The organism is Bradyrhizobium sp. (genome assembly GCF_035309285.1).
GTDB lineage: Bacteria > Pseudomonadota > Alphaproteobacteria > Rhizobiales > Xanthobacteraceae > Bradyrhizobium.
This window is the reverse complement of the sequence record NZ_DATGFH010000042.1, coordinates 12,548-28,751: the sequence shown is the minus strand read 5'-3', so window position 1 is coordinate 28,751 and position 16,204 is coordinate 12,548. Positions and strand designations below refer to the sequence as shown.

11 protein-coding genes and 1 pseudogene are annotated in these 16,204 nt (G+C 63.6%); 6 read left to right on the top strand and 6 right to left on the bottom strand.

All coding sequences use genetic code 11. The features are described 5' to 3' along the window. Nucleotides 1-101: 101 nt before the first annotated feature. From radA to VKR55_RS08495, 4 genes are all read left to right on the top strand, one after another. Nucleotides 102-1,550, top strand: a complete 1,449-nt coding sequence (gene radA / locus VKR55_RS08510; RefSeq protein ID WP_324401721.1) for a DNA repair protein RadA — start codon at nt 102-104, stop codon at nt 1,548-1,550. 164 nt (nt 1,551-1,714) lie between these two features. Further along, nucleotides 1,715-2,344, top strand: a complete 630-nt coding sequence (locus VKR55_RS08505; RefSeq protein WP_324401719.1) for a CvpA family protein — start codon at nt 1,715-1,717, stop codon at nt 2,342-2,344. Nucleotides 2,345-2,368: 24 nt separating this feature from the next. Further along, complete coding sequence (gene purF, locus VKR55_RS08500; RefSeq protein ID WP_324401717.1) at nt 2,369-3,904, top strand: amidophosphoribosyltransferase; 1,536 nt, start codon at nt 2,369-2,371, stop codon at nt 3,902-3,904. Nucleotides 3,905-4,050: 146 nt separating this feature from the next. Continuing rightward, nucleotides 4,051-4,791 carry an SDR family NAD(P)-dependent oxidoreductase gene (locus VKR55_RS08495; protein WP_324401715.1) on the top strand — a complete coding sequence of 247 codons (741 nt, stop codon included), beginning with the start codon at nt 4,051-4,053 and terminating at the stop codon, nt 4,789-4,791. 46 nt (nt 4,792-4,837) lie between these two features. Here VKR55_RS08495 and VKR55_RS08490 read toward each other — a convergent pair whose 3' ends face one another. Both VKR55_RS08490 and VKR55_RS08485 read right to left on the bottom strand, forming a co-directional pair. Next, nucleotides 4,838-8,380 (bottom strand): patatin-like protein, encoded by a 3,543-nt coding sequence (locus VKR55_RS08490; protein ID WP_324401713.1) that lies wholly within the window; start codon nt 8,378-8,380, stop codon nt 4,838-4,840. A gap of 2 nt (nt 8,381-8,382) precedes the next feature. Beyond that, a complete protein-coding gene (locus VKR55_RS08485; protein WP_324401711.1) occupies nt 8,383-9,960 on the bottom strand; it encodes a peptidoglycan recognition family protein in 1,578 nt (525 codons plus the stop codon). 324 nt (nt 9,961-10,284) lie between these two features. On the opposite strand from VKR55_RS08485, the pseudogene VKR55_RS08480 reads away from it, so the two are divergent. Beyond that, nucleotides 10,285-10,539 (top strand): annotated as a pseudogene (locus VKR55_RS08480) (hypothetical protein); the annotation flags it as partial. A gap of 186 nt (nt 10,540-10,725) precedes the next feature. Next, nucleotides 10,726-11,952 carry an ABC transporter substrate-binding protein gene (locus VKR55_RS08475; protein ID WP_324401709.1) on the top strand — a complete coding sequence of 409 codons (1,227 nt, stop codon included), beginning with the start codon at nt 10,726-10,728 and terminating at the stop codon, nt 11,950-11,952. Between the two features lie 109 nt (nt 11,953-12,061). Here VKR55_RS08475 and VKR55_RS08470 read toward each other — a convergent pair whose 3' ends face one another. Genes VKR55_RS08470 through VKR55_RS08455 form a run of 4 tightly spaced genes read right to left on the bottom strand, consistent with a single transcriptional unit; the run spans nt 12,062 to nt 16,028 of the window. Continuing rightward, nucleotides 12,062-13,309 (bottom strand): TCR/Tet family MFS transporter, encoded by a 1,248-nt coding sequence (locus tag VKR55_RS08470; protein ID WP_324401707.1) that lies wholly within the window; start codon nt 13,307-13,309, stop codon nt 12,062-12,064. Continuing rightward, nucleotides 13,306-14,679 carry a ribosome biogenesis GTPase Der gene (der, locus tag VKR55_RS08465; protein ID WP_324401705.1) on the bottom strand — a complete coding sequence of 458 codons (1,374 nt, stop codon included), beginning with the start codon at nt 14,677-14,679 and terminating at the stop codon, nt 13,306-13,308. Before der ends, VKR55_RS08470 begins: the two co-directional genes overlap by 4 nt. A gap of 54 nt (nt 14,680-14,733) precedes the next feature. Beyond that, entirely contained in the window at nt 14,734-15,327 is a 594-nt protein-coding gene (locus tag VKR55_RS08460; protein ID WP_324401911.1) for a hypothetical protein, read from the bottom strand. A gap of 47 nt (nt 15,328-15,374) precedes the next feature. Further along, nucleotides 15,375-16,028, bottom strand: a complete 654-nt coding sequence (locus tag VKR55_RS08455; protein ID WP_324401703.1) for a tetratricopeptide repeat protein — start codon at nt 16,026-16,028, stop codon at nt 15,375-15,377. Nucleotides 16,029-16,204 lie beyond the last annotated feature (176 nt).

The following is a 16,204-nucleotide window of genomic DNA, read 5'->3' as shown; positions in this document are numbered from 1 at the left end:
AGCAGAATCAATGATGCCCGGGATCGCGATCCCGGGCATTGTCGTTTGGGCATTTGCAATTTCTGAAGACGTAAGCACGTCAACCTGCTACGCAGCCGCCAATGGCCAAATCCACTCTCTCCTTTGTCTGCCAGAACTGCGGCGCGGCGTATAACCGCTGGCAGGGCAAGTGCGAGTCTTGCGGCGAGTGGAATACGCTGGCCGAAGAGGACACCGCCGGCAGCGTACCGGTTTCGATCCGCTCAAGGCGCAAGGGGCGCACCTTTGCGCTCGAAAGCCTCGCCGGCAAAAGCCAGGACGCGCCGCGCCTTTCCTCCGGCATGGCGGAGCTCGACCGCGTCACCGGCGGCGGCTTTGTGCGCGGCTCGGTGCTGCTCGTCGGCGGCGATCCCGGCATCGGCAAATCGACGCTTCTCACCCAGGCGACCAGCATGCTGGCGCGCGCCGGTCACCGCGCGGTCTACATCTCGGGCGAAGAGGCCATCGCGCAGGTGCGGCTGCGCGCCGAGCGGCTGGGGCTTGCGGACGCGCCGGTGCAGCTCGCCGCCGAGACGTCGGTTGAGGATATCGTCGCAACCCTTTCCGAAGGCGCCGTGCCGCGCCTGCTCGTCATCGACTCGATCCAGACCATGTGGACCGACACGGTCGAATCCGCGCCGGGCACGGTGACCCAGGTCCGCGCCTCGGCGCAGGCGCTGATCCGGTTTGCGAAAAAGACCGGCGCCGCCATCATCCTGGTCGGCCATGTCACCAAGGACGGCCAGATCGCCGGCCCCCGCGTGGTCGAGCACATGGTCGATGCGGTGCTCTCCTTCGAAGGCGAAGGCTCGCAGCAATTTCGCATCCTGCGCGCGGTGAAGAATCGGTTCGGGCCGACCGACGAGATCGGCGTGTTCGAGATGACGGGGCTCGGCCTGCGCGAGGTCACCAACCCCTCTGAATTGTTCCTGTCCGAGCGCGATCTCGGAACGCCCGGCACGGCGGTATTCGCGGGCATCGAGGGCACCCGGCCGGTGCTGGTCGAGCTGCAGGCGCTGGTGGCGCCGACCTCGCTCGGTACCCCGCGTCGGGCCGTGGTCGGCTGGGACCCGAGCCGGCTATCGATGGTGCTGGCGGTGCTGGAAGCCCATTGCGGGGTGAAACTCTCCGGCCATGACGTCTACCTCAATGTTGCAGGTGGGTTGCGCATCCAGGAACCGGCGGCCGACCTCGCAGCGGCCGCGGCGCTGGTCTCTTCGCTGGTCAATGCTCCACTGCCGACGGATGCGGTGTATTTCGGCGAGATTTCGCTGTCCGGCGTGGTCCGCCCGGTAGCCCAGACCGCAGCGCGGCTGAAGGAAGCCGCCAAGCTCGGTTTCGGCCGTGCCGTGCTGCCCGAATCGGCGCGGGGCGAAGTTGGCGGCGACGCCGGGCTGTCCCTGCATACGGTCGGTGGCCTGACCACGCTGGTCGCCGAGATAGCCGCGCGCGGCAGCCCAAAAATGAACCGAGAAACGGCGCCCGACGAGAAAAATGCCACACCGGCCAGATTCCGCCGAAAGGATAGCTAGGCGGACGTGACGTTAGCGGCTGACGCCGCTATACAACCCGCGCGAAGTAGCGTGATGGATAGCACCATTTCCGGCCTTGCCGGACGGCCTCTCAGCCCCTCAGGTAAGACGGCACCGACGCGCCGATTCGGAACCTTGGAATTGTCAGCGGACCAGACCAGCCGATGCCGATAACGATTCTCGATCTCATCCTGCTCGGTGTCATGCTGATTTCGGGCCTGCTTGCGATGGTGCGCGGCTTCATGCGCGAAATCCTGTCGATCGCGGCCTGGGGCGCCGCGGCGCTGGTGACGCTTTATTCCTTCAACAAGCTGCTGCCGACCGCAAAGACCTATTTCAGCAACGACACGGTCGCGGAAGTCGTGGTGGTTGCCGGCGTGTTCGTCGGCACGCTGATCATCGTGTCCGTGATCACGGTCCGGATCTCCGACATGATTCTCGATTCGCGGATCGGCGCGCTCGACCGCACCCTGGGCTTCCTGTTCGGGCTCGCGCGGGGTCTTCTGATCGTGGTCGTGGCCTACCTTTTCTTCGTTTGGCTGGTTCCGGACAAGCAGAGGCCGGACTGGGTGAATGGCGCGAAGTCCCGCGTAGTCCTTGAATCGACTGGGGAATGGCTCAAAAGCCTCTTGCCGGACGACCCCGAGAACACCATTTTAAAGAGATTCAAGAAGAATAAACCGGAAGATGACCAGACTGATACCGAGCAGCCCCCGCCGGGCGGCGGTGAGGGCTACAGCAAACCTGCCCGCGACCAGCTCAAGAAGCTGATCGAGAAGCCTGCGGCCAAGTAAGCGAGGCCAAAAGAGAGAGGCGCAATGGACGAGATGCACACCGCTTCCGATGACGCCCAACTCGATCTGAACCTCGGCCACCTCCCTCTCGAACAGGCCGCGATCGAAACCCAGGACGACCTCGAAGGGGACACGCTGCGCGAAGAGTGCGGCGTGTTCGGCATTTTCGGTCACCCCGATGCCGCCGCCATCACGGCGCTCGGACTGCACGCCCTCCAGCACCGCGGCCAGGAAGCCGCCGGCATCGTCTCCTATGACGGCAGCCGTTTCCACAGCGAGCGGCGCCTTGGCCTCGTCGGCGACACGTTCTCCCGCCGCGAGGTGATCGAACGTCTGCCCGGCAACGTCGCGATCGGCCACGTCCGCTATTCCACCACCGGCGCCACCATCCTGCGCAACGTCCAGCCCCTGTTCGCCGAGCTCAATGCCGGTGGCTTTGCCGTCGGCCATAACGGCAACCTCATCAACGGCCTCAGCCTGCGCCGCGAGCTCGTGCGCAACGGCGCCATGATGCAGTCCACCACTGACACCGAGGTGATCCTGCATCTGGTGGCGCAGTCCAGGCGCAACCGCTTCATCGAACGCTTCATCGAGGCGCTGCGCACGATCGAGGGCGCCTATGCGCTGGTGTCGATGACCAACAAGAAGCTGATCGGCGCGCGCGATCCGCTCGGCATCCGTCCGCTGGTGCTGGGCGAGCTCGACGGCTGCCCGATCCTCACGTCGGAGACCTGCGCGCTCGACATCATCGGCGCCAAGTTCGTCCGCGACGTCGAGCCCGGCGAGATCATCGTGTTCGACGACAATGGCGCGCAGAGCCATAAGCCATTTCCGCCGAAGCCGCCGCGGCCTTGCGTGTTCGAATACATCTATTTCTCGCGGCCGGATTCCATTGTGCACGGCCGCTCGGTCTATGAGGTGCGCAAAGCCTTCGGCGCGCAGCTTGCGAAAGAGAGCCATGTCGACGTCGACGTGGTGGTGCCGGTGCCGGATTCCGGCGTGCCGGCCGCGGTCGGCTACGCGCAGTATTCCGGCGTGCCGTTCGAGCTCGGCATCATCCGCAATCACTATGTCGGCCGCACCTTCATTCAGCCGACGCAGGCGATCCGCGAATCCGGCGTCAAGATGAAGCACAACGCCAATCGCGCGGCGATCGCGGGCAAGCGCATCATCCTGATCGACGACTCGCTGGTGCGCGGCACCACGTCGAAGAAGATCGTGCGCATGATGCGCGATGCCGGCGCCCGCGAGGTGCATTTCCGCCTCGCCTCGCCGCCGATCCGCTATCCCGATTATTACGGCATCGACCTGCCCGACCGCGGCGGACTGCTCGCTGCCACGCATTCGCTCGAGGAGATGCGCGAGATCATCGGCGCCGATTCGCTCGCCTTCCTGTCGATCGACGGCATGTACCGCGCCATGGGGTATCCTGGCCGCGATCCCATGAATCCGAAGTTCGCCGACCATTGCTTCACCGGCGACTATCCGACCAACCTCACCGATCAGAACCAGATCGAGCACCAGCCGCGGCAGCTCTCGCTGCTGGCGGAGGCGAGTTGATGCGTAGCGTCATCCAGACTACGCGAGTGGCCCATTTTCGTCATTGCCGGGCTTGACCCGGCAATCCATCCGACTCAAAAGCTCTCTTCGATGGATACGCGGGTCAAGCCCGCGTATGACCTGCGTGTTTTGATCCGGACTTCCTCATGTCTCATTCCCTCGCCAGCCGCATTGCTCTCGTCACCGGCGCCTCGCGCGGCATCGGTTATGCGACCGCGCGCGCGCTCGCCAGAGCCGGCGCACACATCGTGGCGGTCGCGCGTACGCAAGGCGGACTGGAAGAGCTTGACGACGAGATCCGAAAGGACGGCGGCTCGGCGACGCTGGTGCCGCTCAGCCTCACCGATTTCGACGGCATCGCGCGGCTCGGCGCGGCGCTCTATGAGCGCCACGGCAAGCTCGACATTCTCGTCGGCAACGCCGGCGTCGCCGGCCCGTCCTCGCCGCTCGGCCACGTGGATCTCAAGCCCTGGCAGGATGTGCTGGCCGTGAACACGACCGCCAATTTCCAGCTCATCCGCTGCATGGAGCCGTTGCTCCGAAAATCGGATGCCGGCCGTGCGGTGTTCGTGACCTCGAGCGAGAGCAGCAGGGCACCGGGCTATCTCGGCCCCTATGCGGCATCGAAAGCCGCGCTGGATACGCTGGTGCGGGTCTGGGCCGCGGAGACCGCGACGACGCCGATCCGCGTCAATCTGTTCAGTCCCGGCCCGATCCGCACCCGCATGCGCGCCAGCGTCTTTCCCGGCGAAGACCCGATGACGCTCGACACGCCCGAGCAGGTCGCCGAGTTCATCGTGCCGATGTGCGCGCCGGACTGGACGGAAACCGGCAAGCTCTACGATTACCGGACGCACAAGCTGCTGAGCTTTCGCGCGCCGGAGTGACATGCGCGAAGCCCGCGCCCGCTAATTTGCGAGCCGCTCGTTCGGCTCAGTTGCAGAACGTCCGAAGAATCCAGCCGCGAGTTTCGAGATCGCCGGCTGCGCAGAAGATTCCTTGAAGGCCGCCGTTGTACAGGGATATTGTGCCAAGTGCCGCCAGCACGAGTACTGCGAATGCGAGCAAAGCGGCCGTCAGTATGACCCATCCGCGTTTGCGATCCATGATGTCCCCAGCAAGTAAGCTTGATACATGGAGCGCCGCAGTGAGACCAAGAGCGGTCAAGCCAAAGGTACGCGCCCCCGGCGCCGAAAGCAGTACCGAGCCGGCGACGATCAGCAACTCGAACACGTACAGCAATGCGAGCCAGTGGTGAAATATTGCCTGGCGCAAGCTGCCTGGCGTGGAGATTGCGAGCAACGCCTGTAGCCCACGGCCGGCACGCGTAAGCCATACCATCTTGGACGATGGCCCCCGACGGCGCTTCTCTGCTTCCTCGAGGATTTTGCCGGTGATGGTCAGTGCGCGCGCACCGGTTCTCAGCGTCGTCCTGGTATCAAGGTCGCGCTTGATCTCGTAGTATTGCCGCACATATTCGACCATCCCGGCATCGCCCAGAAGCGACTTCAGGATCTGAGCCATCTGTATCCGTCGCTGTCCGCTTTCAGACGGCCCGAGATGGGCCCACAGACCTTCAAAGGCCTTGTCAAGCGTCGCTTCTTGCTGAGCCGCCAGTACTTGCGCGAAGTGATCGATCAGCTGGCTGTATCCCTCGGGCTGCATCTCCTCGCGCGCGATCGTACGTTGCGCCTCCTGCAGCAGCGCCTCCCGTATCTCTCTGTCGGCCGTCTCAGGAAACAGAGCAGCCAGCAGCCGCTCGCAACCGTCCAGCCGGCCCCACATGATATCGTTGTGCCGCCACCGGGCATCGAGGAAGGCGCCGAAGTGAAACAAGGCCGTCCCGGCGAGCTTCCGCCGCTGACGGCCGGTGTCGCCCTTGTCGCCAAGTTCGTCAATGAGGCTGCGGGCATCCTCCGGACTGACGCGGAGCATCTCTACGGTCGCCGGCTCTCCGGTCCCCGTGTCGTAATAGAGCGGGAAGCTCATTTGGTCATATTCGTCGAACCGCACATAATATTCGGCAATAAACGCGCGCAAGCGATTGCCTTCCGGCGTGTTGAGCGCCGTGCACCCGGGTAAGGTAACATCCCCGATTTGGATGACGACCTTGGACCCGGCTCCGCCGACAGCCGGCCCTGTGGTAACCAGCGTGGGGTTTCCGAGCAGATCGCGGATGAGCGGTGCCCTGCGCTCGGGCGATGAGCGTATCACCTTGGCATAACTGGCCCGCAATTCCTCAACGTCGGCTTCAAGCAACCGCTGGATCTGCGTGGTGGCACCAAGCTTCGCGTATTTGAACAGAGCACCTGTTCGCTCGAAGACATTTTCCTGAAGGGTACGCAGCGAGCTTGGCGGCGGCAGCTCCTCGGTCGGAAGCTGCACTTTCGCGCCGTCAAGCGTCTCCAATTCCATGAGCGGGGGATCGAGCACCTCGCCGAGAACGAGGCGAAGCACCCGATCAAGCGTGTCAAGGTGCGTCTTTCGGGCCTCCGCGTTGGCTGTGGGGGCCGCCAGCCACGTTACCGCTCGGAGTTCGCCCATCGCCTCGCCAAACCCGCGCGCGAGGATGCCCAGCGCATCCAGCAGAGCCTCCGAATCCATCGACGGTAGCGGCGGCCCTTGGCGCTGCCATCGTGCCAAGAGGCGCGTCTCGATGTCGGACGGCTCGCGCCCGTCGCCGAGCAGCCTGAGCTTCCTCATGAGGTTGAGCAGCTCATGCACCTTGCGCAGCACAAAGCCGGCGCGCCTCAGCCGGTACTTCACGTCGTAGTCATCGAGGAAGGCGTTGACCGATTCGGCCTGGCTGTCGATCTTCTGACCGACATTCTCATAGTACTTGTCTTCGCGCCACGCGCGAACAATGGCCCTCAACGCGTACAGCCGATCCGAGCGGCGGTCGATGCCCCACCAGACCGCCAGTCGATCTGCAATATCGTCGGTGACGGTCATCATGCGCAGGCGCCGATACGGCAGGAATGCCACACCATAGTAGGCGATCATGTCACCCATGTCGCGCGATCGCCACGTCGGCACCTTGCCCTCGTCGATGACGATGCGCGCGAACGGATCCCCGTCGCGCATCTCGATATCGGCCTCGACCTCGCGCACAATCCGTTCAACCCGTTCAATGCGCCGGTTGCGGGCCAATACAGCCTCGAGGTCCTGGCGGATCGTCTCGTCTTGCGGAATGGAGATCAGCGCAGCGAAGGCATTTTCGATCGCGTCGGGCTTGGCGTCATAAACCTGGCGCTCTCTTTCGGGATGAGACGGCGCGGGTTCGACGTAGATCAGCTTACGCTCCATCGGGAGTTCGCCGAGGCGCCACGACAGGGCCTCGACGACATAGCTGAATGGCTTGTTGTCGAGATAGCCGCCGTCGCCAAATGCGCGGTTGCGCCAGCGCTCCGTCGCCATATCGTTGCTCGAGAGGCCTGTGAAGAAAGGCTTCCAGACGCCAAAGTCGACGGCTTTCCCGGTCGGACGCGCGTTACACAGGCGCTGGGCATCGAGCACACTCATCGGCTCGAAGGCGAACGGGAACGACGAGGTGCAGCGCGCCGCGAAGGCGAGAAATGGTACCTTGTCGTCGGCGAGGTCATTGCGCGCGGCCTGACCGGCCGCTGCCGCATACTGGAGGTGATAGACCTGCTTGTATCGCTTCTCGTAGACGACCTTGTCGAACAATCGGAGCGGCACCACCGCCCCTCGAATATCCGTCGTCGTGATGAACAGGTCAATTTCGTCGACCAACGGAGACTCACTTTCGCCTATCGGCTTGATTGCAGTCGCCATGTTTCCCAGCGCATCGACGAGCTTTAGGTACATGCGATCGCTGTTCAGCAACGACTGCGGCGGAGAATCGGTCTTGGCGAATTCCAGGCCGTTGTAGGAGGCTTCATCGTTGAGCAAGCTGTCGATGTCACCTTCCTGAATCCACAGCTTCTTCAATGGCGCGAATTTCTGCCCGTTGGCCAGCGCCTTTGCGAGAAACAGACCGTTAATGCCGCCGGCCGACGTGCCCGCGATCGTATCGACCACGAACCGCGTGCGCTGATCGGCGTGCAGGCTGGACGCATCGGCCAACGGGTCGGGCAGTTGCGCGTTGCCCAAATAGGCAAGATAGCGGTTACGCAAATCCGGGTCGTGCAGGAGCCACGACGCCTTCCAGTACACTTCGCGCGTGCTGCCGGCGTTTCGGTCTTCGCAGGCCTTCGGCGTCGCACAGGCCATCTCGTACAGTTCGTTGGTCACGCCATTGATATAGATGGCGAGAGAGACGCCACCGTACATGACCACGCCGAACCGCACCTCGTGCCCGTAAATATTTTCCTGTGTGGGATTCGGCCCAGCGTTCGCGGCCGCTCCGGTCATCGCTCGCCTCCAGCTCTCAACGTCACCTGCAGGCTCGCCGGCGACGCCGGACGGCAGTGCGTTCCGGTCGTCGGCGCTCGCCGGCCCGGGCGTCACCTCCATCACTAGCTTGCGCCGGACTTTCCCAATTGCGCGCCTCCCGGCGCGGGAGAGTTGCCCGCCCATTTCTCCATCTTCCCGAGGATGCCCCAGGCGGTCATCGCAAGGAATAGTGGTAGGGCGACTTGGCCGAGACCTGGAACGGCGCCAGCCCCCAATGCCCCTGCAATACTTGTGAGGGGCATACCCGGGCCGACGGCCTGAAGAATCGCAGTGGCTGCAGCGCCGATTATCCCGATGGCACTCTTCTTGCCATCGAGGAGCGTCCCGAGCCATTGTCCGAGTGCGCCATTCACGGGACCCAACGTTTTGGCGGCATCGGCGATGCGTTTGGGATCGACAGATCCTAAACCGCTCTTCAGCAGTTCGATGATCCTTCTCAGTTGCTCTTCAGGCGCATCGGCGGCCGCGGCCGACGGGTTTGCCGGGGTCTCCTTGAGAGCCTGAATGATTTTCATGACCTGTTGCAGAAGGTCGGAAAGACCCGACTGTGCAGGAGAAACCGGTGGAGAAGCAGCCAGTCTTGTTTCAAATGCATCCAGCCGTGCATTGATCCGCGCAATTGTAGCCTCAAATTCCGTCGCCATCGGTCCTGACTCCGGTTGGGGTGTCACCGTGTCTTTGCCGTGTGCCACCGCGTCCGCAAATTCCCAATCGACGATTCCCTTGCCATTCAAGCTGATGGCATTCGCGGCAGCCGGAGTGAGATCGATCCCCGCCCTGTTTGTGCGGTCGTCCAACTCCGCGCGCGGGCGCGATCCGGTTTCCCAGTACCGGTCTTCCGGGCCTCGCGCGCTCGGGTACCAGGGACCCACGTCGATGATATCGCACAAGCAGGACTTGCTGCCCTTGAACACGCGCACTTTCGGGCGCTGACCGGAGAAACGGGTGGGCAGCGCCACACCGGCGCGATTGGCCCAGCCGCTTTGCACATCCGAATATGCGACCCTCTGCTCGTCTCCCTCGCCGCCGAACTCGGTCGCCACGATGTTGATCATCCGGCTGGATGCGACCGCCACCGGCTTGGGCGGCGATCGGGATCCCAGGGAATCCATCTCGGCGCGGACGCGCGCGATCACATCGGCCTTGACGACTTTATCGCCCGGGCAGGCGTGATTGTCGCGCTTGCAATCGATGTGGAATGTCAGATTGTCCGGATCGAATCCGAATCTGAGGTTGAGGGCCGCGACAAGAAACACCGCGTTGTCGCGAACGAGCGCCCCATCGCCGGAATCAAACTCCTCGGTCGCGTAATCGCCAACCATCTCGATACCGAAGTGGGTCGCGTTGAAGCATCGAGAATGGACACCAGGCAGAAGAGGATTCGAGAACCAGTTGATCCAATGGCGCGAAACGAAGAAGTGTGGGCCCGCGTGCCATCCCTTTTCATTCTCGTAGTAGGATTGAAGATTTCTGATCCGCGCGTCGTGCGCCGGCCCCTCCTCAGCCCACTGCGCCAGCGTTGGGGCCGCGGTGTTATGAAGCGTGATCCCCTGCGGGTGCCAATTGGTCCATTTTAGTGTGTTGATGCGGTCGAGCGTCTGTTCCCGGGTGCGCGCAACACCCTCAAAATTGTTCCACATCTTTCCCTCGTCTTCGAGTTTCCTCGGGGAAGTGCAGCAATTAGAAAATAGGCTGACGGGGATTTTCTTCTTTGTTCAATCTTATAGATGTCTAGTCGGTCGGCGCGAGTGCTTCCGCGGCGATCTTCCCGCCGCGGTCGCGAACAAAATAATTCGAGCAATAAACCTTCAGTTGTATTCCGGGGCTTTCTAGGAATAAGCGTCTTTTGCTCTCAAATCAACCTTAAAGATAGGACAGCATCTACGCCGCAGAACGCAGGCCCCGGAGATTGGCAGCGCACCACAAGTGCCGCGCTGCATTCGGCGCACGAGATCTGCGATTTTCCAAACGACGACAAGCAGCCTCCTTATGATCCCGCTGTCCCCGAGCAAAAGCAGTTCGGCAATCCCGTCCATTGCATCACAATCGCAAATGACGGCCTCGTCTATGTCTGCGACCGCAGGCAGAACCGCATTCAGGTGTTCAAGAAGGACGGCAGTTCCGAGAAGGAATGGTTCTATGAGAAGGACAGCCGCGGCGACGGCGCGGTGTTCGACCTCGCGCTGTGGCCAGACCCGAAGCAGACCTGCCTGCTCAACGACCTTTTGAAATGAGGCTTTGCAGCGCCGCCGCGCCTGTTCCCAAGCCAAACCGGCATAAAGGCGCATTGCGGAACACCGTTGCAGCCGCTAGCTAACGGAAGATAGGGATCGGCCGTCGATCAGACGACGGGCGAAAGGCTCCGCCCAAGAGAGCTGCCCGATCACGCCACAGGAGGATGCAGCATGAAAAAATCGCTCGCATGGCGCTCCGCCGCGCTGTTTGTCTTTGCCGGACTTGGAATTGCAACCTCGGCGCTGGCCGCCGACAAGGTCGTCAAGATCGGCGTCCTCAACGACATGTCGAGCCTCTATGCCGACATCGGCGGCCCCAATTCGGTGGTGGCGGCCAAGATGGCCGTTGAGGATTCCGGCCTGCCGGCAAAAGGCTGGAAGATCGAGGTGGTGAGCGGCGATCACCAGAACAAGCCCGACGTCGGCGTCGCCATCGCACGGCAGTGGATCGACAACGACAAGGTGGATGTCATCGCAGATACGCCCAATTCCGGCGTTGCGCTCGCGGTGAGCAACCTGGTCAAGGAGAAGAACGCGATCTTGCTCAATTCGGGTGCGGCCACCGCCGACCTGACCGGCAAGGCCTGCTCGCCGAACACGATCTCCTACACCTACGACACCTATATGCTCGCCAACGGCACCGGCAAGGCGCTGACGAAAGCCGGCGGCGATAGCTGGTTCTTCCTCACGGCCGACTACGCCTTCGGCCACGCGCTGGAGCGCGACACCTCGGCCGTCGTCACCGCCAATGGCGGCAAGGTGCTTGGCGACGTCAAGCATCCGCTCAACACCTCCGACTTCTCCTCGTTCCTGCTGCAGGCGCAATCGTCGAAGGCAAAAGTCATCGGCCTTGCCAATGCCGGAGGCGACACCGACAACGCGATCAAGCAGGCGGCTGAATTCGGCATTGTCAGCGGCGGACAGAAGCTCGCCGCGCTCCTGCTCTTCATCAACGACGTGCATGCGCTGGGGCTGAAGGTCGCGCAGGGTCTCACCTTCACCGAGTCCTTCTACTGGGACATGAACGACCAGACGCGCGCTTGGTCGAAGCGGTTCGCCGCAAAGGCGAGCAAGAACGCGATGCCGTCGATGACCCAGGCCGGCGTCTATGCCGGCATTCTCCACTATCTCAAGGCGCTGGAGGCGCTCGGCGGCAATCCGCATGACGGCGCCAAGGTGGTGGCCAAGATGAAGGAAATCCCGACCGACGATCCCCTGTTCGGCAAGGGGCCCTTGCGCATGGACGGCCGCCGCCTCATCCCGGCCTATCTGTTCGAGGTCAAGAAGCCGGAAGAGTCGAAATATCCGTGGGACTATTACAAGCTGATCGCGACGATCCCGCCGGAAGATGCCGCCAAGCCGCTGAAGGACAGCGAGTGCCCGCTGGTGAAGAAGTGACGGCGTAGTTCCGGAGGGTGGATTGGCGAAAGCGTAACTCACCATTCCGTTGCAACGAAACGAGGCGGGTTGCGCCTACGCTCTTCGAGCTACGGCGAACGCACCCTACTTACGGCGACGCCTTACCAGCCAGCGTCCTTGCTGCGATCGCCAGCGCCAGTGTAATCAGCGCGCCGGCGAGCAAAAACGGCGCGCCCGGCAATTTGAACGGCGCATGATCGCCGATGAAGAACGCGAAGATCAGCGTGAACAGAAACGGCCCGAGCATTTGCGAGAGGCTCTGCACGCTCGCGGTCGCGCCCTGCAACTGGCCCTGCTGGTCGGGAGTCACCTGCTGGGTCATCAGGGCTTGCGTGGCAGCGCCGGAGACGCCCCACAGCGCCATCACGGGAATGCCGGCGCAGAACAGCAATCCTGTCGGCGCCGCGCCGTAGATGAAAAAGCCTGCCGCGCCGAACACAAGCCCGAGCTGCAGCGCCTTGCGCTCGCCGAGGCGCTTCACGATCGGCCCAACCGCGGCTCCCTGCACAACCATCGAGCAGAGGCCGACGATGGCGAGCGTCAGCCCGACGGTCCTGACGTCCCAGCCGTAGCGATAGCTCGCATAGAGCACGAAGGTCGACGGAAGCACGACATGGGCGAGCTGCGAGAAGAAATTCGACAGCTGGAGCCCGGCGAGGATGCGGTTCGCGCGCAGGAACGGCAGCATGCCGATCGGGTTGGCGCTCTTCCAGTGGAACGGCGCGCGGCGCTCCTTGGGCAGCGATTCCGGCAGGATGAACAGGCCATAAAGCCCGTTGGCGAGACTTAAGCCCGCAGCCGCCCAGAACGGCAGCCGCGGCGAGACATCGCCGAGTACGCCGCCAAGCGCCGGCCCGAGGATGAAGCCCGCGCCGAAGGCGACGCCTATCTTGCCGAAATACGCGGCACGCTTTTCCGGCGGCGTCAAGTCGGCGATGTAGGCGAAAGCCGTGGAGATGCTCGCGGACGTGATGCCCGAGATCACCCGGCCGATCAACAGCCAGATCAGCGACGGCGCGAGCGCCATCAGCACGTAGTCGGCGGCAAGCCCGAAATTCGACAGCAGCACGACCGGGCGCCGGCCGAAGCGGTCCGACAGTCCCCCGAGCACGGGCGAGAACAGGAACTGCATCAACGCCCAGACGGTGCCGAACAGGCCGAAGATGCGCGCGGCATTGGCGGTATCGTTGTCGACAAAGCTCTCGATCAGTTTCGGCAGGATCGGGATCACCACGCCAAGCGCGAGCATGTCCAAAAGGATGGTGACGAAGATGAAGGCGACCGCGCCGGTGCGCGGCCGCGATCCCTTATCGGGGGTCTCCGCTTCTCCGCTCACGACGGCCGCTTCCGCTTATGCGCAAAGGGATTGGCCTTCTCGCGCAGCGTGATGCGCACCGGCGTGCCCGGCAGGTCGAAGGCCTGACGCAGCGAGTTGGTGAGATAGCGCAAATAAGACTGCGGGATCGCATCGGCGCGCGAGCAGAACACCACAAAGCTCGGCGGCCGCGCCTTGGTCTGCGTAATGTAGTTCAGCTTGAGCCGTCGCCCCGACACGGCCGGCGGCGGGTTCGCCTGGATCGCCTGCTCGAACCAACGGTTGAGCGCCGAGGTAGCCACGCGCCGGTTCCAGATTGCATAGGCATCGGCGATCGCCTGCATCAGGCGGTCGATGCCCTCGCCCATCAGGCCCGATACCGCGACGACAGGCACGCCCGCTACCTGCGGCAGCCAGTGATCGGCATCTGTGCGCAGCGCGGACATCTGCCCGCCCTTGGCGGCCACGAGGTCCCATTTGTTGACGGCGATGACGAGCGCGCGTCCCTCGCGCTCGATCAGGTCGGCGATGCGCAGGTCCTGCTCCTCGAACCTGTGCTGCGCGTCCATCATGAGCACCACGACTTCGGCAAAGCGCACTGCGCGGAGCGCGTCGGCGACCGACAGCTTTTCGAGCTTCTCCTCGATGCGCGAGCGACGCCGGAGGCCCGCGGTGTCGAAAACGCGGAAGTCCCGGCCCTTCCAGGTGATTTCGACCGCGATGGAATCGCGCGTGGTGCCGGCGTCCGGGCTGGTCAGAAGCCGCTCCTCGCCAATGAGATGATTGATCAGCGTCGATTTGCCGGCGTTGGGGCGGCCGACGATCGCGACGCGGATCGGGCGGGTTTCGGACTCCTCTTCGTCCGGCTCGGACGTGTCGTCCTCGTCCTCGCGCAGCGCCGGCATCAATCCGCGCACAGCCCGATAAAGCTCGCCAAGCCCGTCGCCGTGTTCGGCGGAAATCTGAATGGGATCGCCGAGCCCGAGCGCGTAGGCTTCCATCGCGCCGGCATCGCCATGCTTGCCCTCGCTCTTGTTGGCAAGCAGCAGCACCGGCTTGTCGGCGCGGCGGGCAAAATCGGCAAAGGCGCGGTCGGTCGGAGTCAGCCCCGCGCGCGCATCGACAACGAACATCAGAGCATCGGCGAGCTTGATCGCGGTCTCGGTCTGCTCCTGCATCCGTGCGGTCAGCGAGCCCCTGGCGCCCTCGTCGAGGCCTGCGGTGTCGATCACCGTAAACGCGAGATCGCCGAGCCTGGCCTCGCCCTCGCGGCGGTCGCGGGTGACACCGGGCTCATCGTCGACGAGCGCGAGCTTCTGTCCGACCAGGCGGTTGAACAGCGTCGATTTCCCGACATTGGGCCGGCCGATAATGGCAATCGTGAAAGACATGAACCATCCGTGCGCTGTCTTACCGACGCCGTCAATGAAATCGGGATTATCAGACTAGCGCGTGAAGGTGCCGCCGGGCAGCGGTGCGGGGAAAGGCGGCGGCGACTGCTGCTGTGCGGACTGGTCGGGCTGCTGCTGGGGCGCCGCCTGCTGAGCCGGCGGCGGCACGGTGGTGCTGTGTCGACGGACGATCTTCTTTTTCGGCTTGGGCGGCGGCGGCGCGGCGTCCTGATTGGCCTCGCCGTCCGGCTCAGCCGCCGGCTGGCCTGCGGCCACAGCAGCCTGTTGCTGCTTGCGCTTGAGCTTTTTCAGCGCCGCCTTGCTGCCGGGTGGAGGCTCCAGCGGCTGCTGGCTCTGAGCTGGCGGTTGTGCGGCTGCAGCGGCATCCTGCTGCTGTTGCTGTTGCTCCTGCTGCTGCTCCCGCTCGACATTGTCCTTGTATAGCTCCTTCGGCACGCCCTGCTCCAGGCCGGGCACGCCGTCCGGGAAAACCGGCTCGCGCTTGCCAGGGAGCTTCTTCTTGGTGTCGAGGAAGTCGAGCAGATCGCTCGGATCCCAGTCGGAGCCGAATCCGCTGGAGCAGCCGGCGAGCACGCCCGCAAACGCGATCAGGACCGCGGCTGCGATCAGACGTTGCGGGCGGCGCATGGTCGGTCCCTTGCTCAAGTGCGTCTCAGCTCTCGCTCAACACGTTCTCAACTTTTGGCAACCGGCGGCAGCAGCGCCTGCAGCGCCTGAGCACGTGAGCGCAGGCTCGGCGGCGTCTCGGAATCGGCCAAAATCTGTTCGGTCCACAGCCGCGCCGCGGCGGTATCATTGGCACGGAACGCCGACAGCGCCAGCAATTCGCGCGCGCTGTGGCGGAATGCCGCTTCCGGCACCGTATCGGGCTCGAGCCGCTGCTTCATCTCCGGGTATGTCGCGCTGTCCACGAGCAGGCCTGCGGCGCGGATGCGCGCCAGCTCCTGCTGCTCGGCACCGATGGAGGAATCGGCCGCGAGATCGTCAAACATTTTTGCAGCCGCCTTGGGATCGCGGTTGGCGACTTCGGCGGCAACTCGGAATCGCGACAGCACGCGATAGCCATAGGGCGCCTTGGTCACGAGCTCTGCGAATGCCTTTTCGGCCTCCTCGTGCTTGCCCTGCCCGGACAGCTCGACCGCACGGTTGAAGGCCGCACCAGCCTGGGCCGCCTTCTTCTCCTCGACATACTGGTAGCCGCGCCAACCGCCGACCGCTGCGATGATCAACAGCGCGAGCGCGACAATGTAGATCGAGTACTTGTCCCACAGCTTCTTGAGCTGCTCGCGACGTACTTCCTCGTCTACTTCATCATAGAATTCAGACACTTAAGGAAACCCCATCCCCGCAAGGGCAAAACGGCCGGGCGCCGGCCTCCCCTGCCGGCCTCAGCTTCAGGGCGGCGTTACCCTATCGATATGGCGGTGGCAAGGCAAAGCTAGCCGGATCAAAGCGTTAACGTCGGACTGTTCCCGTGAAACTTCAAGGATTTAGCGGCGCACGA

What these genes read in the sequence shown, in the direction of transcription:
- VKR55_RS08475 (WP_324401709.1), top strand. Translation starts at nt 10,726, where the DNA reads ATGAAAAAATCGCTCGCATGGCGCTCCGCCGCGCTGTTTGTCTTTGCC.
- VKR55_RS08505 (WP_324401719.1), top strand. Translation starts at nt 1,715, where the DNA reads ATGCCGATAACGATTCTCGATCTCATCCTGCTCGGTGTCATGCTGATT.
- VKR55_RS08495 (WP_324401715.1), top strand. Translation starts at nt 4,051, where the DNA reads ATGTCTCATTCCCTCGCCAGCCGCATTGCTCTCGTCACCGGCGCCTCG.
- VKR55_RS08490 (WP_324401713.1), bottom strand. Translation starts at nt 8,380, where the DNA reads ATGGAGGTGACGCCCGGGCCGGCGAGCGCCGACGACCGGAACGCACTG.
- purF (WP_324401717.1), top strand. Translation starts at nt 2,369, where the DNA reads ATGGACGAGATGCACACCGCTTCCGATGACGCCCAACTCGATCTGAAC.
- der (WP_324401705.1), bottom strand. Translation starts at nt 14,679, where the DNA reads ATGTCTTTCACGATTGCCATTATCGGCCGGCCCAATGTCGGGAAATCG.
- VKR55_RS08460 (WP_324401911.1), bottom strand. Translation starts at nt 15,327, where the DNA reads ATGCGCCGCCCGCAACGTCTGATCGCAGCCGCGGTCCTGATCGCGTTT.
- radA (WP_324401721.1), top strand. Translation starts at nt 102, where the DNA reads ATGGCCAAATCCACTCTCTCCTTTGTCTGCCAGAACTGCGGCGCGGCG.
- VKR55_RS08485 (WP_324401711.1), bottom strand. Translation starts at nt 9,960, where the DNA reads ATGTGGAACAATTTTGAGGGTGTTGCGCGCACCCGGGAACAGACGCTC.